Origin of the sequence: Nonomuraea dietziae (assembly GCF_014195505.1) — a bacterium.
Taxonomy (GTDB): domain Bacteria; phylum Actinomycetota; class Actinomycetes; order Streptosporangiales; family Streptosporangiaceae; genus Nonomuraea; species Nonomuraea roseola.
In genome coordinates this window covers 2752533-2767508 of the sequence record NZ_JACIBV010000001.1, presented here as the reverse complement: position 1 = coordinate 2767508, position 14976 = coordinate 2752533, and the positions used below count along the sequence as shown (strand labels likewise).

At 70.7% G+C, this 14976-nt stretch carries 13 protein-coding genes; 6 read left to right on the top strand and 7 right to left on the bottom strand.

Annotated elements, in window-relative coordinates; genetic code table 11:
• The first annotated feature begins 13 nt into the window (after positions 1-13).
• From FHR33_RS13295 to FHR33_RS13280, 4 genes are all read left to right on the top strand, one after another.
• Complete coding sequence (locus FHR33_RS13295; RefSeq protein ID WP_183646680.1) at positions 14-682, top strand: FadR/GntR family transcriptional regulator; 669 nt, start codon at positions 14-16, stop codon at positions 680-682.
• 129 nt (positions 683-811) lie between these two features.
• Positions 812-2017 carry an ABC transporter substrate-binding protein gene (locus FHR33_RS13290; protein ID WP_183646677.1) on the top strand — a complete coding sequence of 402 codons (1206 nt, stop codon included), beginning with the start codon at positions 812-814 and terminating at the stop codon, positions 2015-2017.
• Positions 2014-2820, top strand: coding sequence for a carbohydrate ABC transporter permease (locus FHR33_RS13285; protein WP_183646674.1), 807 nt, complete (start codon positions 2014-2016; stop codon positions 2818-2820). Before FHR33_RS13290 ends, FHR33_RS13285 begins: the two co-directional genes overlap by 4 nt.
• On the top strand, positions 2817-3629 hold the full coding sequence (locus FHR33_RS13280) for a carbohydrate ABC transporter permease (protein WP_312895513.1): 813 nt from the start codon (positions 2817-2819) through the stop codon (positions 3627-3629). The genes FHR33_RS13285 and FHR33_RS13280 overlap by 4 nt, the downstream gene beginning before the upstream one ends.
• Here the strand turns inward: FHR33_RS13280 and FHR33_RS13275 are convergent.
• The 3 genes from FHR33_RS13275 to ppgK form a co-directional block, all read right to left on the bottom strand.
• A complete protein-coding gene (locus tag FHR33_RS13275; protein WP_183646670.1) occupies positions 3592-4578 on the bottom strand; it encodes an ADP-ribosylglycohydrolase family protein in 987 nt (328 codons plus the stop codon). The genes FHR33_RS13280 and FHR33_RS13275 overlap by 38 nt on opposite strands.
• An 18-nt stretch (positions 4579-4596) precedes the next feature.
• Positions 4597-8460 carry an ATP-dependent RNA helicase HrpA gene (gene hrpA / locus FHR33_RS13270; RefSeq protein ID WP_183646667.1) on the bottom strand — a complete coding sequence of 1288 codons (3864 nt, stop codon included), beginning with the start codon at positions 8458-8460 and terminating at the stop codon, positions 4597-4599.
• Between the two features lie 154 nt (positions 8461-8614).
• Positions 8615-9352, bottom strand: coding sequence for a polyphosphate--glucose phosphotransferase (gene ppgK / locus FHR33_RS13265; RefSeq protein WP_183646665.1), 738 nt, complete (start codon positions 9350-9352; stop codon positions 8615-8617).
• Between the two features lie 91 nt (positions 9353-9443).
• Between ppgK and FHR33_RS13260 the strand changes: the two genes are divergently transcribed.
• The gene (locus FHR33_RS13260; RefSeq protein ID WP_183646660.1) at positions 9444-10571 is read left to right on the top strand and encodes a TIGR03118 family protein; all 1128 of its coding nucleotides are present in this window, start codon (positions 9444-9446) and stop codon (positions 10569-10571) included.
• Positions 10572-10663: 92 nt separating this feature from the next.
• A complete protein-coding gene (locus FHR33_RS13255; RefSeq protein WP_183646657.1) occupies positions 10664-11311 on the top strand; it encodes a TenA family protein in 648 nt (215 codons plus the stop codon).
• Here FHR33_RS13255 and FHR33_RS13250 read toward each other — a convergent pair.
• The 4 genes from FHR33_RS13250 to FHR33_RS13235 are packed head-to-tail and all read right to left on the bottom strand — an operon-like array spanning position 11301 to position 14963.
• Complete coding sequence (locus tag FHR33_RS13250; RefSeq protein ID WP_221241080.1) at positions 11301-11882, bottom strand: HAD family hydrolase; 582 nt, start codon at positions 11880-11882, stop codon at positions 11301-11303. The two genes, FHR33_RS13255 and FHR33_RS13250, sit on opposite strands and share 11 nt — an antisense overlap.
• Complete coding sequence (locus tag FHR33_RS13245; RefSeq protein WP_183646651.1) at positions 11879-12478, bottom strand: response regulator transcription factor; 600 nt, start codon at positions 12476-12478, stop codon at positions 11879-11881. Before FHR33_RS13245 ends, FHR33_RS13250 begins: the two co-directional genes overlap by 4 nt.
• On the bottom strand, positions 12475-13482 hold the full coding sequence (locus tag FHR33_RS13240) for a sensor histidine kinase (RefSeq protein ID WP_183646648.1): 1008 nt from the start codon (positions 13480-13482) through the stop codon (positions 12475-12477). The genes FHR33_RS13245 and FHR33_RS13240 overlap by 4 nt, the downstream gene beginning before the upstream one ends.
• A 2-nt stretch (positions 13483-13484) precedes the next feature.
• On the bottom strand, positions 13485-14963 hold the full coding sequence (locus FHR33_RS13235) for a carboxylesterase/lipase family protein (protein ID WP_183646645.1): 1479 nt from the start codon (positions 14961-14963) through the stop codon (positions 13485-13487).
• Positions 14964-14976: the final 13 nt, after the last annotated feature.

The following is a 14976-nucleotide window of genomic DNA, read 5'->3' as shown; positions in this document are numbered from 1 at the left end:
GAGAAGAGGATGAATGCGGAACGTGGGCCGGATCTCGCTCGTCGACGCCGCGATCGGCGAGCTGCGCCAGGAGATCGTGAGCGGGGCGTGGCCGGTGGGAAGCAAGATCCCGTCAGAGAGCCAGCTGGCCGCTTCGCTGGGCGTGAGCAGGCTGTCGGTGCGCGAGGCCGTACGGGTGCTCGTGCACGCGGGGCTGCTGACGACCAGGCAGGGTGACGGCACCTACGTGACCGCCAGCGACGAGTCGCAGGTGGCGCTGCGGCGTCGGCTCGACAGGGCGGCGGCCATGGACATCATCGACGTGCGGCGCGGACTCGACCTCGTGGCGGCGCGCCTGGCCGCGACCAAGCGCACGCCCGAGGACCTCGAACGGATGAGGGAGGCGCTCGAGCGGAGGGTCTCGGCGGGGCGGTCGGTGGACGTGGACGCCTTCGCCGACGCCGACGTGGACTTCCATCTGCTGGTGGCGGAGGCGGCGCACAATCCCGTGCTCGGCGACCTCTACCGCAGCATGAGCGAGGTGCTGCGGGACAGCGTGCGCAAGGACCACTGCATGGAGCGGGTGGTGCTCGGCTCGGACACCTCGCACGACGAGTTGCTGGCGGCGATCGAGGCGGGCGACGCGAGCACCGCGGTGTCGGTCGCCCTGGCCATCCTGGACCAGCAGGAGCGCGACCTCTGAGGGCGCCACGCGCCGGGAGGCCGTCAGGGCGGCCTCCCGGCGCGCGGGGCCGCGGCCGTGAAAGCGCGGCCGGCGGGATAGAACCCGTGCGCGCTGGGCAGTGGCAGGCCCACCCCCCAAGGAGTCGCCATGGCCCGCAGCATCGCCCTTCTGGTGGCCGCCGCCCTGTTCGCGTCCTCGTGCGGCCAGGATCCAGGCTCCGCCGTCACGCTGGACTTCTTCCAGTTCAAGCCCGAGGCCGTCAAGACCTTCGACCGCATCATCGAGGAGTTCGAGCGCGAGCACCCCGGCGTCAGGGTGGTCCAGCGCCACGTGCCCAACGCCGAGACCGCCCTCAGGACCCGCCTGGTCAGGCAGGACGTGCCCGACGTGCTGACGCTCAACGGGGCAGGCGTCTTCGGCGAGCTGGCCGCGGCGGGCGTCTTCCACGACTTCAGCCGCGACAGGGTCGCCCAGGTGGTCAACCCGCCGGTGCAGAAGATCCTCAACGACCTGGGCACCTTCGGGCGCGGAGAGGTGAACGGGCTGCCCTTCGCCTCCAACGCCAACGTCGTGATCTACAACAAGGACCTCTTCGCCAGGCACCGCGTCGAGCCGCCCCGCAGCTGGGCGGAGCTCATCGCGGCCGCCAGGACGTTCAGGGCGGCGGGGGTGACGCCGTTCTACCTCACCTTGAAGGACGCCTGGACCGCGCTGCCCACCTTCAACGCCCTGGCCGCCAACCTCGCGCCCGCCGACTTCTTCGCCAGGCGCAGGGCGGGCCTGGCCACCTTCCTGAGCGCCTACCCGCAGGTGACGGAGAAGCTCAAGGAGCTCTACTCCCACGGCCAGCCCGACCGCCTCTCACGCGGCTACGACGAGGGCAACCGCGCCTTCGCCGAGGGCAGGGCCGCGATGTACCTGCAGGGCAGCTGGGCGATCCCGGCCATCAAGGGCCTGGAGCCCGCCTTCGAGCTCGGCACGTTCGCGCTGCCCGCCGTACAGGATCAGCGGCTGGTGTCGGGGGTGGACGTCGCGGTGACGATGGCGCGCGAGCCGCGGCATCCGAAGGAGGCGATGGCGTTCGTGGAGTACCTGATGCGGCCCGAGGTGATGAAGGCCTACGCCGAGGAACAGGTGGCCATCCCTCCGCTGAGACAGGCCGGCTCGCCGGTCCTTCGGGAGGTGCTGCCCTACTTCGAGCGGGGCCGCCTGGCCGGCTTCCCCGACCACCACATCCCGCTGGCCGTCCAGCTGGAGCGGCTGCTGCAGCGCTTCCTCATCGACGGGGACTCGCGCGCCTTCCTCGCCGAGCTCGACAGCGAGTGGGACAAGGTCATGGAGCGCAGGTCATGAGCAGGGCCTTCTACTGGATGGTGCTGCCCGCCTTCGTGCTCTTCTTCGTCTTCCACACCGTGCCGGTGCTGCAGGGCGTCTACTACAGCCTCACCGACTCCCCGGGCTACGGCGAGCACGCCTTCGTCGGCCTGCGCAACTACGTCAACCTCTTCAAGGACGACAGGATCCTCGACGCCTACCTGTTCACCTTCCAGTTCGCCGTCGTCGCGACGATCCTCACCAACGTGATCGCCCTGGCGATCGCCGTGGGGCTGAGCGCGCGCATCAGGTTCAGGACCGCGCTGCGCGGCATCTTCTTCATCCCGAACGTGCTGGCCATCCTGATCGTCGGCTACATCTTCAACTACCTGTTCTCCAACTACGTGCCCGTGCTGCTCGGCGAGCTGGCGTGGATCGGCGTCGTGGTCGTCGCGGTGTGGCAGGCCGTGGCCTTCAACATCATCATCTATCTGGCCGGGCTGCAGACCATCCCCGAGGATCTGCACGAGGCCGCGCGGATCGACGGGGCGGGCTCGTGGCGGCGCTTCCGTTCGGTGGTCTTCCCGCTGATCGCGCCGTTCTTCACCGTCAACATGGTGCTGTCGCTGAAGAACTTCCTTCAGGTCTTCGACCACATCGTGGCCCTCACCAACGGCGGCCCCGGCACCGCGACCACCTCGGTGTCGCTGCTCATCTACACCGGCGGATTCCAGGGCGGGGAGTACGCCTACCAGACCGCCAACGCCATCGTCTACTTCGTCGTCATCGTGCTGGTCTCGATCTTCCAGCTCAGGATCCTGCAACGGAGGGAACAGCTGTGACCCGCGTCAACTGGTGGCTCACCGGACTGCTGGCCGCCTGCTCGCTGACCGTGCTGGTCCCGCTCTACTTCACCGTCGTCACCGCGCTCAAGTCGCCCGACCAGCTGACGGGCTCGGGTCTCGCCTTACCGAGCGAGATCCGCTGGAGCAACTTCGCCACCGCCTGGGAGCTGACCGGCTATCCGCGCGCCGCGCTGACCAGCGCCCTCATCACGGTCTCCGCCGTGCTGCTCACCCTGCTGACCAACTCTCTCGTCGCCTACGCCATCGCCCGCAACATGGAGCGCCGCCTGTTCAAGGGGCTGTACTACTACTTCGTCTCCGCGCTGTTCGTGCCGTTCCCGATCATCATGCTGCCGGTGGTCAAGCAGACCTCGATGCTGGGCCTGGACAACCAGGCGGGGCTCATCCTGCTGTACGTCGTCTACGGCCTGGCGTTCAACATCTTCCTCTACGTCGGCTACATCCGCTCGATCCCCGTGTCGCTGGAGGAGGCGGCGCGCGTGGACGGCGCGGGCACCTGGACGGTGTTCTGGCGGGTGATCTTCCCGCTGCTCGCCCCGATGAACGCCACGGTCGGCATCCTCACCTTCCTGTGGGCGTGGAACGACTTCCTGCTGCCGCTGGTGGTGCTGTCGGAGGCGCAGACGCTGCCGCTGGTGCAGTACGTCTTCCAGTCGCAGTTCAACACCGACTACACCGTCGCGTTCGCCTCCTACCTGATGGCTCTGGCGCCCGTGCTGATCGTCTACGTCTTCGCCCAGCGCTGGGTCATCTCGGGTGTGCTGCGCGGCTCAGTGAAAGGCTGAGCTCCTCGATCGTCTCGCGTCCTTCGAGCGGCCGCAGCCACTCGGCGGGCAGCGCGGCCGTGCCGTGCGCGGCGCCGAGCAGGTTGCCGCAGATCGCGCCCGTGGAGTCGCTGTCGCCCGAGTGGTTGACGGCCAGCAGCAGCGCCCTGGCTGGATCGGGCTCGGCCAGCGCGCAGTGGACGGCGATGGCCAGGGCCTCCTCCGCCACCCACGCCCCGCCCAGCCGTTCGACCGCCTCAGGGGTGCGTTCGTCAGGGGCCCGCGAGGCCGCCAGCAGCGCGATGCTGGTCTCGTCGCCGCCCGGCAGCAGGTCGAGAGCGCGCCGTACGGCCTCGGCCAGCGGCGCTCCCTCCACCAGGCAGGCCGTGATCGCCGCGAACGCCCCCGCGGCCAGGTAGCCGGTCGGATGCCCATGGGTGATCTGCGCGCACTCCGCGGCCAGCCTGAACGCGGCCGCGGGCTCGGCCACCAGCCCGAAGGGCGCCGACCTCATGACCGTGCCGCAGCCCTTGGAACCGGGGTTGACCGGGCCTGGCTCGCCCATCGGGGCAGGGCCGGGGAAGGGCTGGCGCAGCCCCGACAGACAGGCGTTGCCCGGCGCCCGCCTGGAGTAGAGCCACCCCTGCTCGCGCAGCGATCCCGTACGCCACGGCCGGTCGGGCGGCGGGGGAGCGGAGTGGTCCTGGGTGTCGAGCCAGCGCAGGTAGGCCTGCCGTACCGACTCCACGTCACCGCCGCCGACCAGGCCCTCGACCGTGAACAGCGTCATCTGCGTGTCGTCGGTGACCAAGCCGACCCTGCCCCGCCAGTCGGGCACGTAGCCGGTGACGCCGTCCGGGCCGTGGTGCTTGCGGATCTCCCTGATCGAGTCGAACTCGATCGGCGCGCCGAGGGCGTCGCCGATCGCGCCGCCGAGCAGAGACCCGCGAATGCGCTCCAACCGATCCATGAGGGGACATGGTAGGCCTCAGGGGAGGAGCTTCTCCAGAGCCTTGGTGATGCGCTTCTCCGAGATGGGGGTCGGGGTGCCGAGGGTCTGGGCGAAGAAGCTGACCCGCAGCTCCTCGATCATCCAGCGGATCTCCCGCACGTCGGGGTCGCCGCGGCGGGCGGGAGGGAGCTTGTCGAGCACGTCGAGGTAGTCGTCCTCGACCTTGTGCACCTTGTCCATCCACTCCACGTCGCGCCACGGCTCCTCGGGGAGCTTGGCGAGACGCCGGTCGATCGCCCTGATGTAGCGGGAGATGTCAGGCAGGCGGCTCGCCTCGGTGGCGGTGATGAAGCCGGGGAAGATCAGCTTGCCCATCTGGTCTCTGACGTCCTCGGTCGAGGCGTCGGAGCGCAGCGCGCCGAGCTTGAGGTTGACCTCGTGCCAGGCGGCCAGGATCTGCTCGACCTTCGCCAGGATCTCCCTGGAGGTGTCGTACAGCTCGGCGCGGACGTGCTGGTAGAGGCGGTCGAAGGAGACAGGGTCCCACGCGGGGCCGCCGACGTCGCGCATCAGCTTGTCGACCGCGGCGTTGACCACGTCCTCGAACAGCGCCACCGCGCCGCCGTGAGGCGAGCGCGACAGAGCCAGCTTCGCCTGGTTGGACAGGCCGCCGAGCAGCGACTTGGCGGGCGAGGTGACGTTGAGCAGCAGCAGCCGCCTGGTGCCGAGCCACATGGACCTGCGCTGCTCGGCCTGCGTCTCGAAGATCTTCACCGAGACCGAGGAGCCCGCGTCGACCAGGGCGGGGTAGCCCTTCATCCGGCCCTGCTCGAACACCTTGGGCAGGGTCCCGACGCTCCACGTGGTGAGGCCGGTGCGCTCCAGGCCGTCTCCCGCCTGCGAGAGCGTCTGGCGCAGCTTGGGAGCCAGACGTCTCTTGAGCGCGTCGAGGTCCTTGTCCTCGGCGACCGTCCGCTTGCGCTCGTCGATCACCCGGTAGGTGACGCGCAGGTGGTCGGGCAGCTGGTCGAGCTGCCACGCCTCGCGCGGCACCCGCACGCCCGTCAGCCGCAGCAGCTCGCGCTCCAGCGCCTCGAGCAGCGGCTCGCCGCCCGCCTTGACGTGCTGGAGCACCTGCTTGGCGTAGTTGGGCGCGGGCACGAAGTTGCGCCTGATGTTCTTGGGCAGCGACCTGATCAGCGCGGTGACCAGCTCCTCGCGCAGGCCGGGGATCTGCCAGTCGAAGCCGTCGGCGTTGACCTGGTTGAGCACCTGCAGCGGGATGTGCACGGTGACGCCGTCGGCCTCGGTGCCGGGCTCGAACTGGTAGGTCAGCTTCATCCGCTGGCCGAGCTGGCGCCAGGTGTCGGGATAGTCGCGGGTGCTGACGTCGGCGCCCTCGTTGACCAGCATCTCGGGCGAGAACGTCAGCAGCGCCTTGTCGGGCTGCCTCTTCCACCAGGAGTCGAAGTGCGCCGCCGAGACCACGTCGGCCGGCACCCGCTGGTCATAGAAGTCGAACAGCGCCTCGTCGTCGACCATGATGTCGCGGCGGCGGGCGCGGTTCTCCAGCTCCTCGACCTCGCCGAGCAGCCTGCGGTTCTCCTTCAGGAAGGCGTGGTGGCTGTCCCAGTCGCCCTCGACGAGGGCGTGCCTGATGAACAGCTCACGCGACAGCTCGGGGTCGATCCTGCCGTAGCCGACCTTGCGGCCGACGACGAGCGGCACGCCGTACAGCGTGACCTTCTCCATGGCGACGACCGCGCCCTGCTTCTTCTCCCAGTGCGGCTCGGAGTAGGTGCGCTTGATCAGGTGCTGGGCCAGCGGCTCCACCCAGTCGGGCTCGATCCTGGCGTTGACCCGCGCCCACAGCCTGCTGGTCTCCACCAGCTCGGCCGACATCACCCACGCGGGCTGCTTCCTGGCCAGAGCCGAGCCGGGGAAGATCGCGAAGCGCGCGTTGCGCGCCCCGATGTACTCCTGGATGGGCCTGCGCCCTTCGACGGCCTTCTTGTCGACGACGTCCTTGACGCCCAGGTGCGACAGCAGCCCGGCCAGCAGCGAGACGTGGATCTGGTACGGCGAGGCGGCCTGGCTGTTCGGCACGGCGCCGAGCGCCTGGCGCAGCTGGCTGTAGATGTCCTGCCACTCGCGCACCCGCAGGTAGTTGAGGAACTCCGAGCGGCACATCCGCCTGAAGGCGCTGGAGGACAGCTCCTTCTGCTTGTCCTTCAGGTAGTTCCACAGATTGAGGTAGGACAGGAAGTCGGACTCGGGGTCGGCGAAGCGGCGGTGCTTCTCGTCGGCCTGCTGCTGCTTGTCGGAGGGGCGCTCGCGAGGGTCCTGGATGGACAGCGCGGAGGCGATCACCATCACCTCGCGCACGCAGCCGTTCTTCTCCGCCTCCAGCACCATGCGCGCCAGGCGCGGGTCGACGGGCAGGTTGGCCAGCTTGCGCCCCATGGCGGTGAGGCCGCCTGCGGCGTCGAAGGCGCCGAGCTCCTGCAGCAGGTTGACGCCGTCGCGCACCTGCCGCTGGTCCGGCGGCTCCACGAAGGGGAAGGCCGCGATGTCGCCCAGGCCGATCGTGGTCATCTGCAGGATGACGCTGGCCAGGTTCGTGCGCAGGATCTCGGGATCGGTGAACTCCGGCCTGGCGAGGAAGTCCTCCTCCTCGTACAGGCGGACGCAGATGCCGTCGGAGGTACGGCCGCAGCGGCCCTTGCGCTGGTTGGCCGAGGCCTGCGAGATCGCCTCGATCGGCAGGCGCTGCACCTTGGTGCGGTGGCTGTAGCGCGAGATGCGCGCGAAGCCGGGATCCACGACGTACTTGATGCCGGGCACGGTCAGCGAGGTCTCGGCCACGTTGGTGGCCAGCACGATCCTGCGGCCGGTGTGCGACTGGAAGACCCTGTGCTGCTCGGCCGCCGACAGCCGCGCGTACAGCGGAAGGACCTCGGTGTTGCGGAACTCGGCCTTGGTCAGCGCGTCGAAGGTGTCGCGGATCTCCCGCTCGCCCGACAGGAACACCAGGATGTCGCCCTGGCCCTCCAGCACGAGCTCCTTGCAGGCGTCGACGATGCCCTGCGTCTGGTCGTCGTCCTCGCCCAGCGGCCGGTAGCGCACCTCCACGGGGTAGGTGCGCCCCGACACCTCGATGATCGGCGCGTCGTCGAAGTGGCGCGAGAAGCGCTCGGGGTCGATGGTGGCGCTGGTGATGACGACCTTGAGGTCGGGGCGCCTGGGCAGCAGCTGTTTGACGTAGCCGAGGATGAAGTCGATGTTGAGGCTGCGCTCGTGCGCCTCGTCGATGATCAGCGTGTCGTACTGCTCCAGCAGCCTGTCGTTCTGCAGCTCGGCCAGCAGGATGCCGTCGGTCATCAGCTTGACCAGCGTGGAGTCGTTGGCCTTGTCGGTGAAGCGCACCTTGTAGCCGACGACGTCGCCGAGCGTGGTGTCGAGCTCCTCGGCGATGCGCTCGGCCACCGTGCGCGCGGCGATCCTGCGCGGCTGGGTGTGGCCGATGACGCCGCGCACGCCCCTGCCCAGCTCCAGGCAGATCTTCGGGATCTGGGTGGTCTTGCCCGAGCCGGTCTCGCCCGCGATGATCACGACCTGGTTGTCGCGGATCGCCTCGAGGATGTCGTCCTTGCGCTGCGAGACCGGCAGGTTCTCCGGATACCTCACGACGGGGACCACCTCGCGGCGGCGGGTCACGCGCTGCTCGGCGCGTTCGACGTCGGCGAGGATCTCGGCGGCGATCTTCTGCTGCGCCTCGCGGGAGCGTACTCGGCGCGCGCCGTCGAGCCTGCGCCGAAGCCGCCGCTGGTCGCGCGGCATCAGTTCGGGCAGGCGTGAGTGGAGCTCGGTGAGCGAGGAGGTCAAGGAAGGCGTTCCCATACTGCTATCAGGATATGCATGCGGACCAACGGCCCATCGTGCCCGACTCATTCCCGAACCCGCATCTCAATTTCCGCCCGCACCGCCGGACGGGCAGCGGCGCCCCGCGCCAGGGGCGGCCTTCGGAGCAGGCCGCCCGACGGCGCCGGGTCGTTCAGGTGGGCAGCGCCTGCGACCCCTCGCGGGTAGCCAGGGCGGCGCCGATGATGCCCGCCTCGTTCTGCAGCGCGGCGGGGACGACAGGGGTGTCGAGTTTCACGTGCGGCAGAAACTTGTCGGCCTTCTTGCTCACCCCGCCGCCCAGCACGATCAGGGCGGGGGAGAAGAGCATCTCCACGTGCCTCAGGTACTCCTCGACGCGCTCGGCCCACTTGTCCCACGACAGATCGTGATCCTCGCGTGCCCGGTCGGATGCGCGGTGCTCGGCGTCCTTGCCGTGCAGTTCCAGGTGGCCGAGCTCGGTGTTGGGCACCAGGACGCCGTCCACGAACAGGGCGCTGCCGATGCCGGTGCCGAAGGTCAGCATGAGCACGGTGCCCTTGCGGCCCCTGCCCTCGCCGTACCTCATCTCGGCCAGGCCCGCGGCGTCGGCGTCGTTGAGCACCGTCGCCCCGCCGAACAGCTGGGCCGCGTCGACGCCCACCCACGAGTGGTGCACGTTGGCGGCGGTGCGCACGACGTCGTCGACGACCACGCCGGGGAAGGTGACGCCGAAGGGGCCCTTCCACTCGAAGTGCTTGACGATCTGCGCCACCACCTCGGCGACGCCGTCGGGCTTGGCGGGCTGCGGCGTGGGGATGCGCAGCCGCTCGGCCGACAGCCGGCCCTTCTCCAGGTCGACGGGTGCGCCCTTGATGCCGGAACCGCCGATGTCGATGCCGAGAACGTCCATGCCCCCAGACCTGCCCTGGAAAAGTCGGGATGAACCCGACGCCGCCCGGCCGCGTACCTCGCTTCACAAGCGCACATACCAAGGAGGCAGGATGCGGCCACGCATCGTCATACTCTGCGCAGCGGCGCTCATCCTCGGCACCACGGCCCCCGCCGCGGCCGCGCGTCACCAGACCAGGTTCGACGTCGTCAACCTGGTCTCCGACGTCAAGGGCAAGGCGCGCACCACCGATCCCAAGCTGGTCAACCCGTGGGGCCTGGCCATGGGCAAGACCCTGTGGGTCTCGGCCACGGGCACCGGCGTCGCCACCGTCTACTCGGGCGAGGGCAGGAAGGAGGCCACCGAGGTCGTCGTGCCGGGTGGAGCGCCCACCGGCCAGGTCTTCAACCCGACCGAGGGCTTCACCGTCAAGGGCAGGCCCGCCACGTTCGTCTTCGCCAGCCCCAGCGGCGCCATCAGCGGGTGGAACGCCGAGGCAGACGCCAAGAACGCCGTCATCGCCGCCTTCTCCAGGGGCGCCGACTACAAGGGCCTGGCCATGATGCGGACGGAGGAGGGCGCGTTCCTGCTGGCCGCCGACTTCGCGGGTGGGCGCGTGCACGTCTTCGACGACGACTTCAGGCGGGTACGGCTGGACCGCCGCCAGTTCGCCGACCCCTCCATGCCCTCGGGCTACGCGCCGTTCAACGTCTCGGTCGCCCGCGGTGCGGTCTGGGTGTCGTACGCCCTGCGCGACGCGTCCACGGGCAAGTCGGTGGCGGGCAGGGGGAAGGGGTTCGTCAGCCGTTTCGACGCCTCCGGCCGCTTCACCGGACGGCTCGCCGCCCGCGGGCCGCTCAACGCGCCGTGGGCGGTGACCGTCGCGCCGCGAGGCTTCGGGCAGTACGCGGGGGCGACACTGGTCGGCAACTTCGGCGACGGCCGCATCCACGCCTTCAGGAACGGCCGTCACCTCGGCCCGCTGCGCGACGCGGGCGGGCGGGCGATCGTGCTGCCCGGCCTGTGGGACCTGGAGCCAGGCACCGCGGCCAACGGCGGCGAGAACGCCCTCTGGTTCGCCGCGGGCATCGACGGGGCCCAGCACGGCCTGCTCGGCCTGCTGCGCCCCACCGGCGACCGCGCCCGCCGGCCGGCCCCCTCGACCGCTCCCTCGACGAAGGCGCCCTCCACGGGCGCGCCCGCGCCCGCCGCCAGCCCGAGCTCGGGCTACGGCTACTGAGGAAACGCCACGGGACCGTCCGGTACGGCAGGCGCGGGCCGTACCGGACACCCGGGACGCTCAGGGACCCGAGATGTGGGTAAGGTGCGGGCGTGAGCGAGGGAAACTTCAGCGAGTGGCTGCGCGCCCGGTGCGAACCCACCTGGACCGAGGTGGTCACCCACCCGTTCGCGGAGGCGATCACCAAGGGCACGGTGCCCGACGACGACATGCGGCGCTACCTGAGCCAGGATTACCAGTTCGTCGACACCTTCACCGCGCTGCTCGGCGCCGCGGTGGCCTGCGCCGACAGCTTCGAGGCGCGGGTGCCGTACGGCCGCTTCCTCGGGCAGGTGGCCACGACGGAGGAGAAGACCTACTTCCACCGCGCGCTCGACGCCCTCGGAGCGGGCACGGGCGCGACGGTCCTCGAGCCGGTCACCGAGGACTTCCGCACGCTGATGGACGAGGCCAGGACCAGCCAGGACTACGTGCTGATCGTGGCGGTCCTGTGCGTGGCCGAGTGGACCTACCTCGGCTGGGCCTCGCGCGCCACCCAGCCCTACCCCGACAACTTCGTCCACCGCGAGTGGATCGAGCTGCACGAGGGCCCCGAGTTCAGGCAGTGGGTCGACTTCCTGCGCGGCGAGCTCGACAGGCTCGGGCCCGGCCTGGACGAGGACCACCGCCAGGAGGTGCTGAGCGTCTTCCACAGGGCGGTCGAGCTGGAGAAGCGCTTCTTCGACATGGCTAGAGGCTGAGCGCCCTCGCCAGGTCACCCGCCTCGGTGAAGTGGATCCCGATCATGCCGAGCGCCCTGGCGGCCTCGACGTTCTCCAGCCTGTCGTCGATGAACAGGCAGCGCGAGGGGGCGACGCCGGCCACCTGGGCGGCCAGCTCGTAGATGCGCGGGTCGGGCTTGGCCAGGCCGACCCGCGCGCTGCTGACCACGGCGTCGGCGAAGTAGGTCAGGCCGAGACGGTCGAGGTGCTCCTCGAGCGTGTCCATGGCGTTGGTCAGCAGGACGAGAGGAACCCGCTCCTGCGCCTTGGCCAGCAGCGCCCTGACCTCCTCGTCGACCCAGAAGGAGACCTCGGCGAACTCGGCGACGGCCTGGCGGGCCCGCTCGTCGCCGCCGAGCGCGAGCGCGACGGACTCGACCCACTGCGCCTCGGTGATCTGCCCGAGCGTGGCCGGCAGGATGCGCTCGGGCGCGAAGGCGGTCTTCATCAGGGGCAGGCCGTAGCGGGCCTCGATGTCGGCCTGGGCCACGTGGTCGAACTGGCGCAGCACGCCGTCGAGGTCGCTGAGAACCGCGTCGTAGGAGGTCACAACCACCCATTGTGCCGCGCCATGCGAGCGGCCTCGATCCGGTTCCTGGTGTGCGTCTTGCCGATGGCCGACGACAGGTGGTTGCGCACCGTGCTCTCCGACAGGTGCAGCCTGGTGGCCAGATCGGCGATGGTGGAGCCGTCGATCGCGGCGGCCAGCACGTCGCGCTCCCTGTCGGTCAGCGGGCTCGGGCCCGCGTTGAGCGCGGCGGCGGCCAGCGCGGGGTCCACGATCCGCTCGCCCGCCACGGCGCGCCTGATCGCCGCGGCCAGCTCCTCGACGGGCGCGTCCTTCACCAGGAACCCCGCCGCGCCCGCCTCCATGGCCCTGCGCAGGTATCCGGGCCTGCCGAAGGTGGTGAGGATCAGCACCACGATGCCCTTGCCGCGCAGGTCGGCGGCGGCGTCGAGCCCGCTGCGGCCCGGCAGCTCGATGTCGAGCAGCGCCACGTCGGGGCCTACCCGCTCGGCGGCGGCGACGATCGCCGAGCCGTCGGCCACCTGCGCCACCACCTCGATGTCGTCCTCCAGGCCGAGCAGCAGCGCCAGCGCGTCGCGCATCATGCCCTGGTCCTCGGCGATGAGCACCCTGATCACTTCGGCACCGCCACCGTGAGCACGAACCTGCCGTCCTCGGCGCGCGCCTCGACGGCCGCGCCCCGCTCGGCCAGGCCCTTCAGCCCGTTCCCCCTCGTGAAGGCCTGGGCCGCGCCGTCGTTGGCGATCTCGAGCAGCACGCGCTCCCCCTCGTCCCTGAGTGTGATGGCGCAACCGGTCGCCCGCGCGTGCCTGATCACGTTCGTCACCCCTTCCCTGACGGCCCAGCCCAGCAACGCGTCCGCGTCGGGCGAGAGCCGTGCCTCCTCCAGCATGACCTCCGCCCGCACCCCCGCCTCCTCCAGGGCCAGGCGGGCGGCGGCCAGCTCGTCGGCCAGGCCGCGCCCCCGATAGCCCGCCACGGCCGAGCGGACCTCCGCCAGCGCCCTGCGCCCGATCTGCTCGATGTCGCCCGCCTGCCGCGCGGCGGCGTCGGCGTCGCGGGTGGCGAGCCTGCGCACCGCCTCGGCCTTGACCACCACCAGCGACAGCGTGTGCCCGAGCAGGTCGTGCAGGTCGCGGGAGAAGCGCTCGCGCTCCCTCAGCACGGCCGCCCTGGCCAGCTCCTCCCTGGCCTCGAACAGCTTCAGCGTGACGTGCACGACGACCCCTGCGACGAAGGTCCCCCAGGCCACCGCGGCCACCGCGTCCTCTCCGCCGCCGGACCGCAGCGTCACCAGCATCGAGACCACCGTCACCCCCGCCAGCGCGTACGGCACCGCCCGACCCCGCACCACCACGCCGCACGCCATCGACACCAGCGGGCAGAGGTAGAGCCACTTGCCGCCGTAGGCCATGCCGAGCGCGAAGGTCACCGCCGCCAGCACCACCAGCGGCGCCCACGCCGGCCCCTCGCCGAACGCCATCCGGATCGCGGCCAGGTAGGCGGCCGCGAAGACCGCCAGACCGAGCGCCCCCACCCACGACGGCTGCCTGAGCAGGTCGTAGGCGGGGAACCAGGCCACGGCGATCCAGACGTAGAACGCCGAGGGACCGGGTCTCATCGTCACCTCCAGTACGCCAGGTTGTGCTCGGCCGCGTAGTCGATCTGCTCGATCCTGCCCGGCGCGAGCGACTGCGTGCCCCCCTTCAGCGTGGGCCACGCGGGAAGGCCCGCCCCGTTCGGGTCGCCCTTGCGGGCGAAGGCGGTCCAGTACCCCACCATCTGGTCGGCCAGGCGCCGCTGCGCCGGCTCCAGCTTCGCCCGCCTCTCCTCGAACAGGTAGGCCAGCTCGGCGGCGTGGTAGGCGCCCCAGTCGAAGCCGTCGCTGCCGATGTCGAGGAACATCGGCGCGTCCCTGTCGGCGAACTCGTAGCCGTAGACGGGCACGTGCCTGGCCAGCGCCGTGTTCTGGGCGTGGGTGCCGCGCGCCCACATCCTGTCGGTGATCACCTGGGCCCACGCGAGCGCGGGGTCGTCGCCGGGCGGGTACTCCTTCAGCACGTCCTTGCCCGGGAAGGCCGCCTCGGCCAGTTCCGGATAGTCGACCTTCCCGCCCGCCAGCCCGACGAAGATGCGGTGCTCGTCCTTGGTCGCCCCCGCCAGCACCGGCACCCGGTGGAAGCGGCCCTCCTCGACCGCCTTGGAGGGGATCTCGGGCAGGACCCTGTTGCCGTGGACGTAGACCTGGAAGGCGTTCATGATCTGCGGCACCGCGAGGATCCTCTCCACCGGCAGCCTTCTCAGGCACGCCAGGTCGGAGCAGCCGAGCTGGGCCGCGTAGTGCGCGCCGACCGCCTCGGCGTCGGCACGGGAGCGCCATGCGAAGGACGGCTGCGCCGGCAGGCCGGGGATCATGGCGCCCGCGGGCATGTCCATCATGGTCTCGCCGCTCTGCATGATGGCGCGCTGGAACAGGCCCTTCGCGCCGGGCGAGGTGAGGTGGCCGCCGATGGCCAGCGCGCCGAAGGAGACGCCGAACGCCGTGACGTTGCCCGGGTCGCCGCCGAAGGCCGCGGCGTTGCGGCGCACCCAGCGCAGCGCCTCCTGCTGGTCCTGGAGGCCGTAGGTGCCAGAGTCCGCGAGCCCGGGGAAGCCGAACCCGCTGAAGACGCCGAGGCGGTAGTTGATCGTCACCACGACCACGCCCTTCGCGGCGATCCTGCGGGCGTCGGTGAGGTGGCCCGCGCCCAGCGCGCCGTCGCCGTGGATCCACACCATGACGGGGCGCCCGCCGCCGGGCTCGCGGGGCGTCGTGACGTTGAGGAACAGGCAGTCCTCCGTGGAGCTGGTGATCTTGGCGTAGTCGGAGCCCACCTGGGGGCACATCGCGCCAGGCTTGGTGGCGTCCCGCACGTCCTTCCACGCCTTCGCCGGGCGGGGCGACTCCCATCGGGCCGCGGTGGCGTACGGGATGCCCTGGAAGAGGCGGTGGGCGCCGGTGACGGTGCCCCTGACGGGGCCCGAGGCGGTCTCCACCACCGTGGGGTCGTCGACGGCGGCGCACCCCGTCAGCAGGAACGCGAGAGCGAGCAGAATCCTCATGACTCGAGGCTCG

What these genes read in the sequence shown, in the direction of transcription:
- FHR33_RS13290 (WP_183646677.1), top strand. Translation starts at nt 812, where the DNA reads ATGGCCCGCAGCATCGCCCTTCTGGTGGCCGCCGCCCTGTTCGCGTCC.
- FHR33_RS13235 (WP_183646645.1), bottom strand. Translation starts at nt 14,963, where the DNA reads ATGAGGATTCTGCTCGCTCTCGCGTTCCTGCTGACGGGGTGCGCCGCC.
- FHR33_RS13240 (WP_183646648.1), bottom strand. Translation starts at nt 13,482, where the DNA reads ATGAGACCCGGTCCCTCGGCGTTCTACGTCTGGATCGCCGTGGCCTGG.
- FHR33_RS13285 (WP_183646674.1), top strand. Translation starts at nt 2,014, where the DNA reads ATGAGCAGGGCCTTCTACTGGATGGTGCTGCCCGCCTTCGTGCTCTTC.
- ppgK (WP_183646665.1), bottom strand. Translation starts at nt 9,352, where the DNA reads ATGGACGTTCTCGGCATCGACATCGGCGGTTCCGGCATCAAGGGCGCA.
- FHR33_RS13260 (WP_183646660.1), top strand. Translation starts at nt 9,444, where the DNA reads ATGCGGCCACGCATCGTCATACTCTGCGCAGCGGCGCTCATCCTCGGC.
- FHR33_RS13275 (WP_183646670.1), bottom strand. Translation starts at nt 4,578, where the DNA reads ATGGATCGGTTGGAGCGCATTCGCGGGTCTCTGCTCGGCGGCGCGATC.
- hrpA (WP_183646667.1), bottom strand. Translation starts at nt 8,460, where the DNA reads ATGGGAACGCCTTCCTTGACCTCCTCGCTCACCGAGCTCCACTCACGC.
- FHR33_RS13295 (WP_183646680.1), top strand. Translation starts at nt 14, where the DNA reads ATGCGGAACGTGGGCCGGATCTCGCTCGTCGACGCCGCGATCGGCGAG.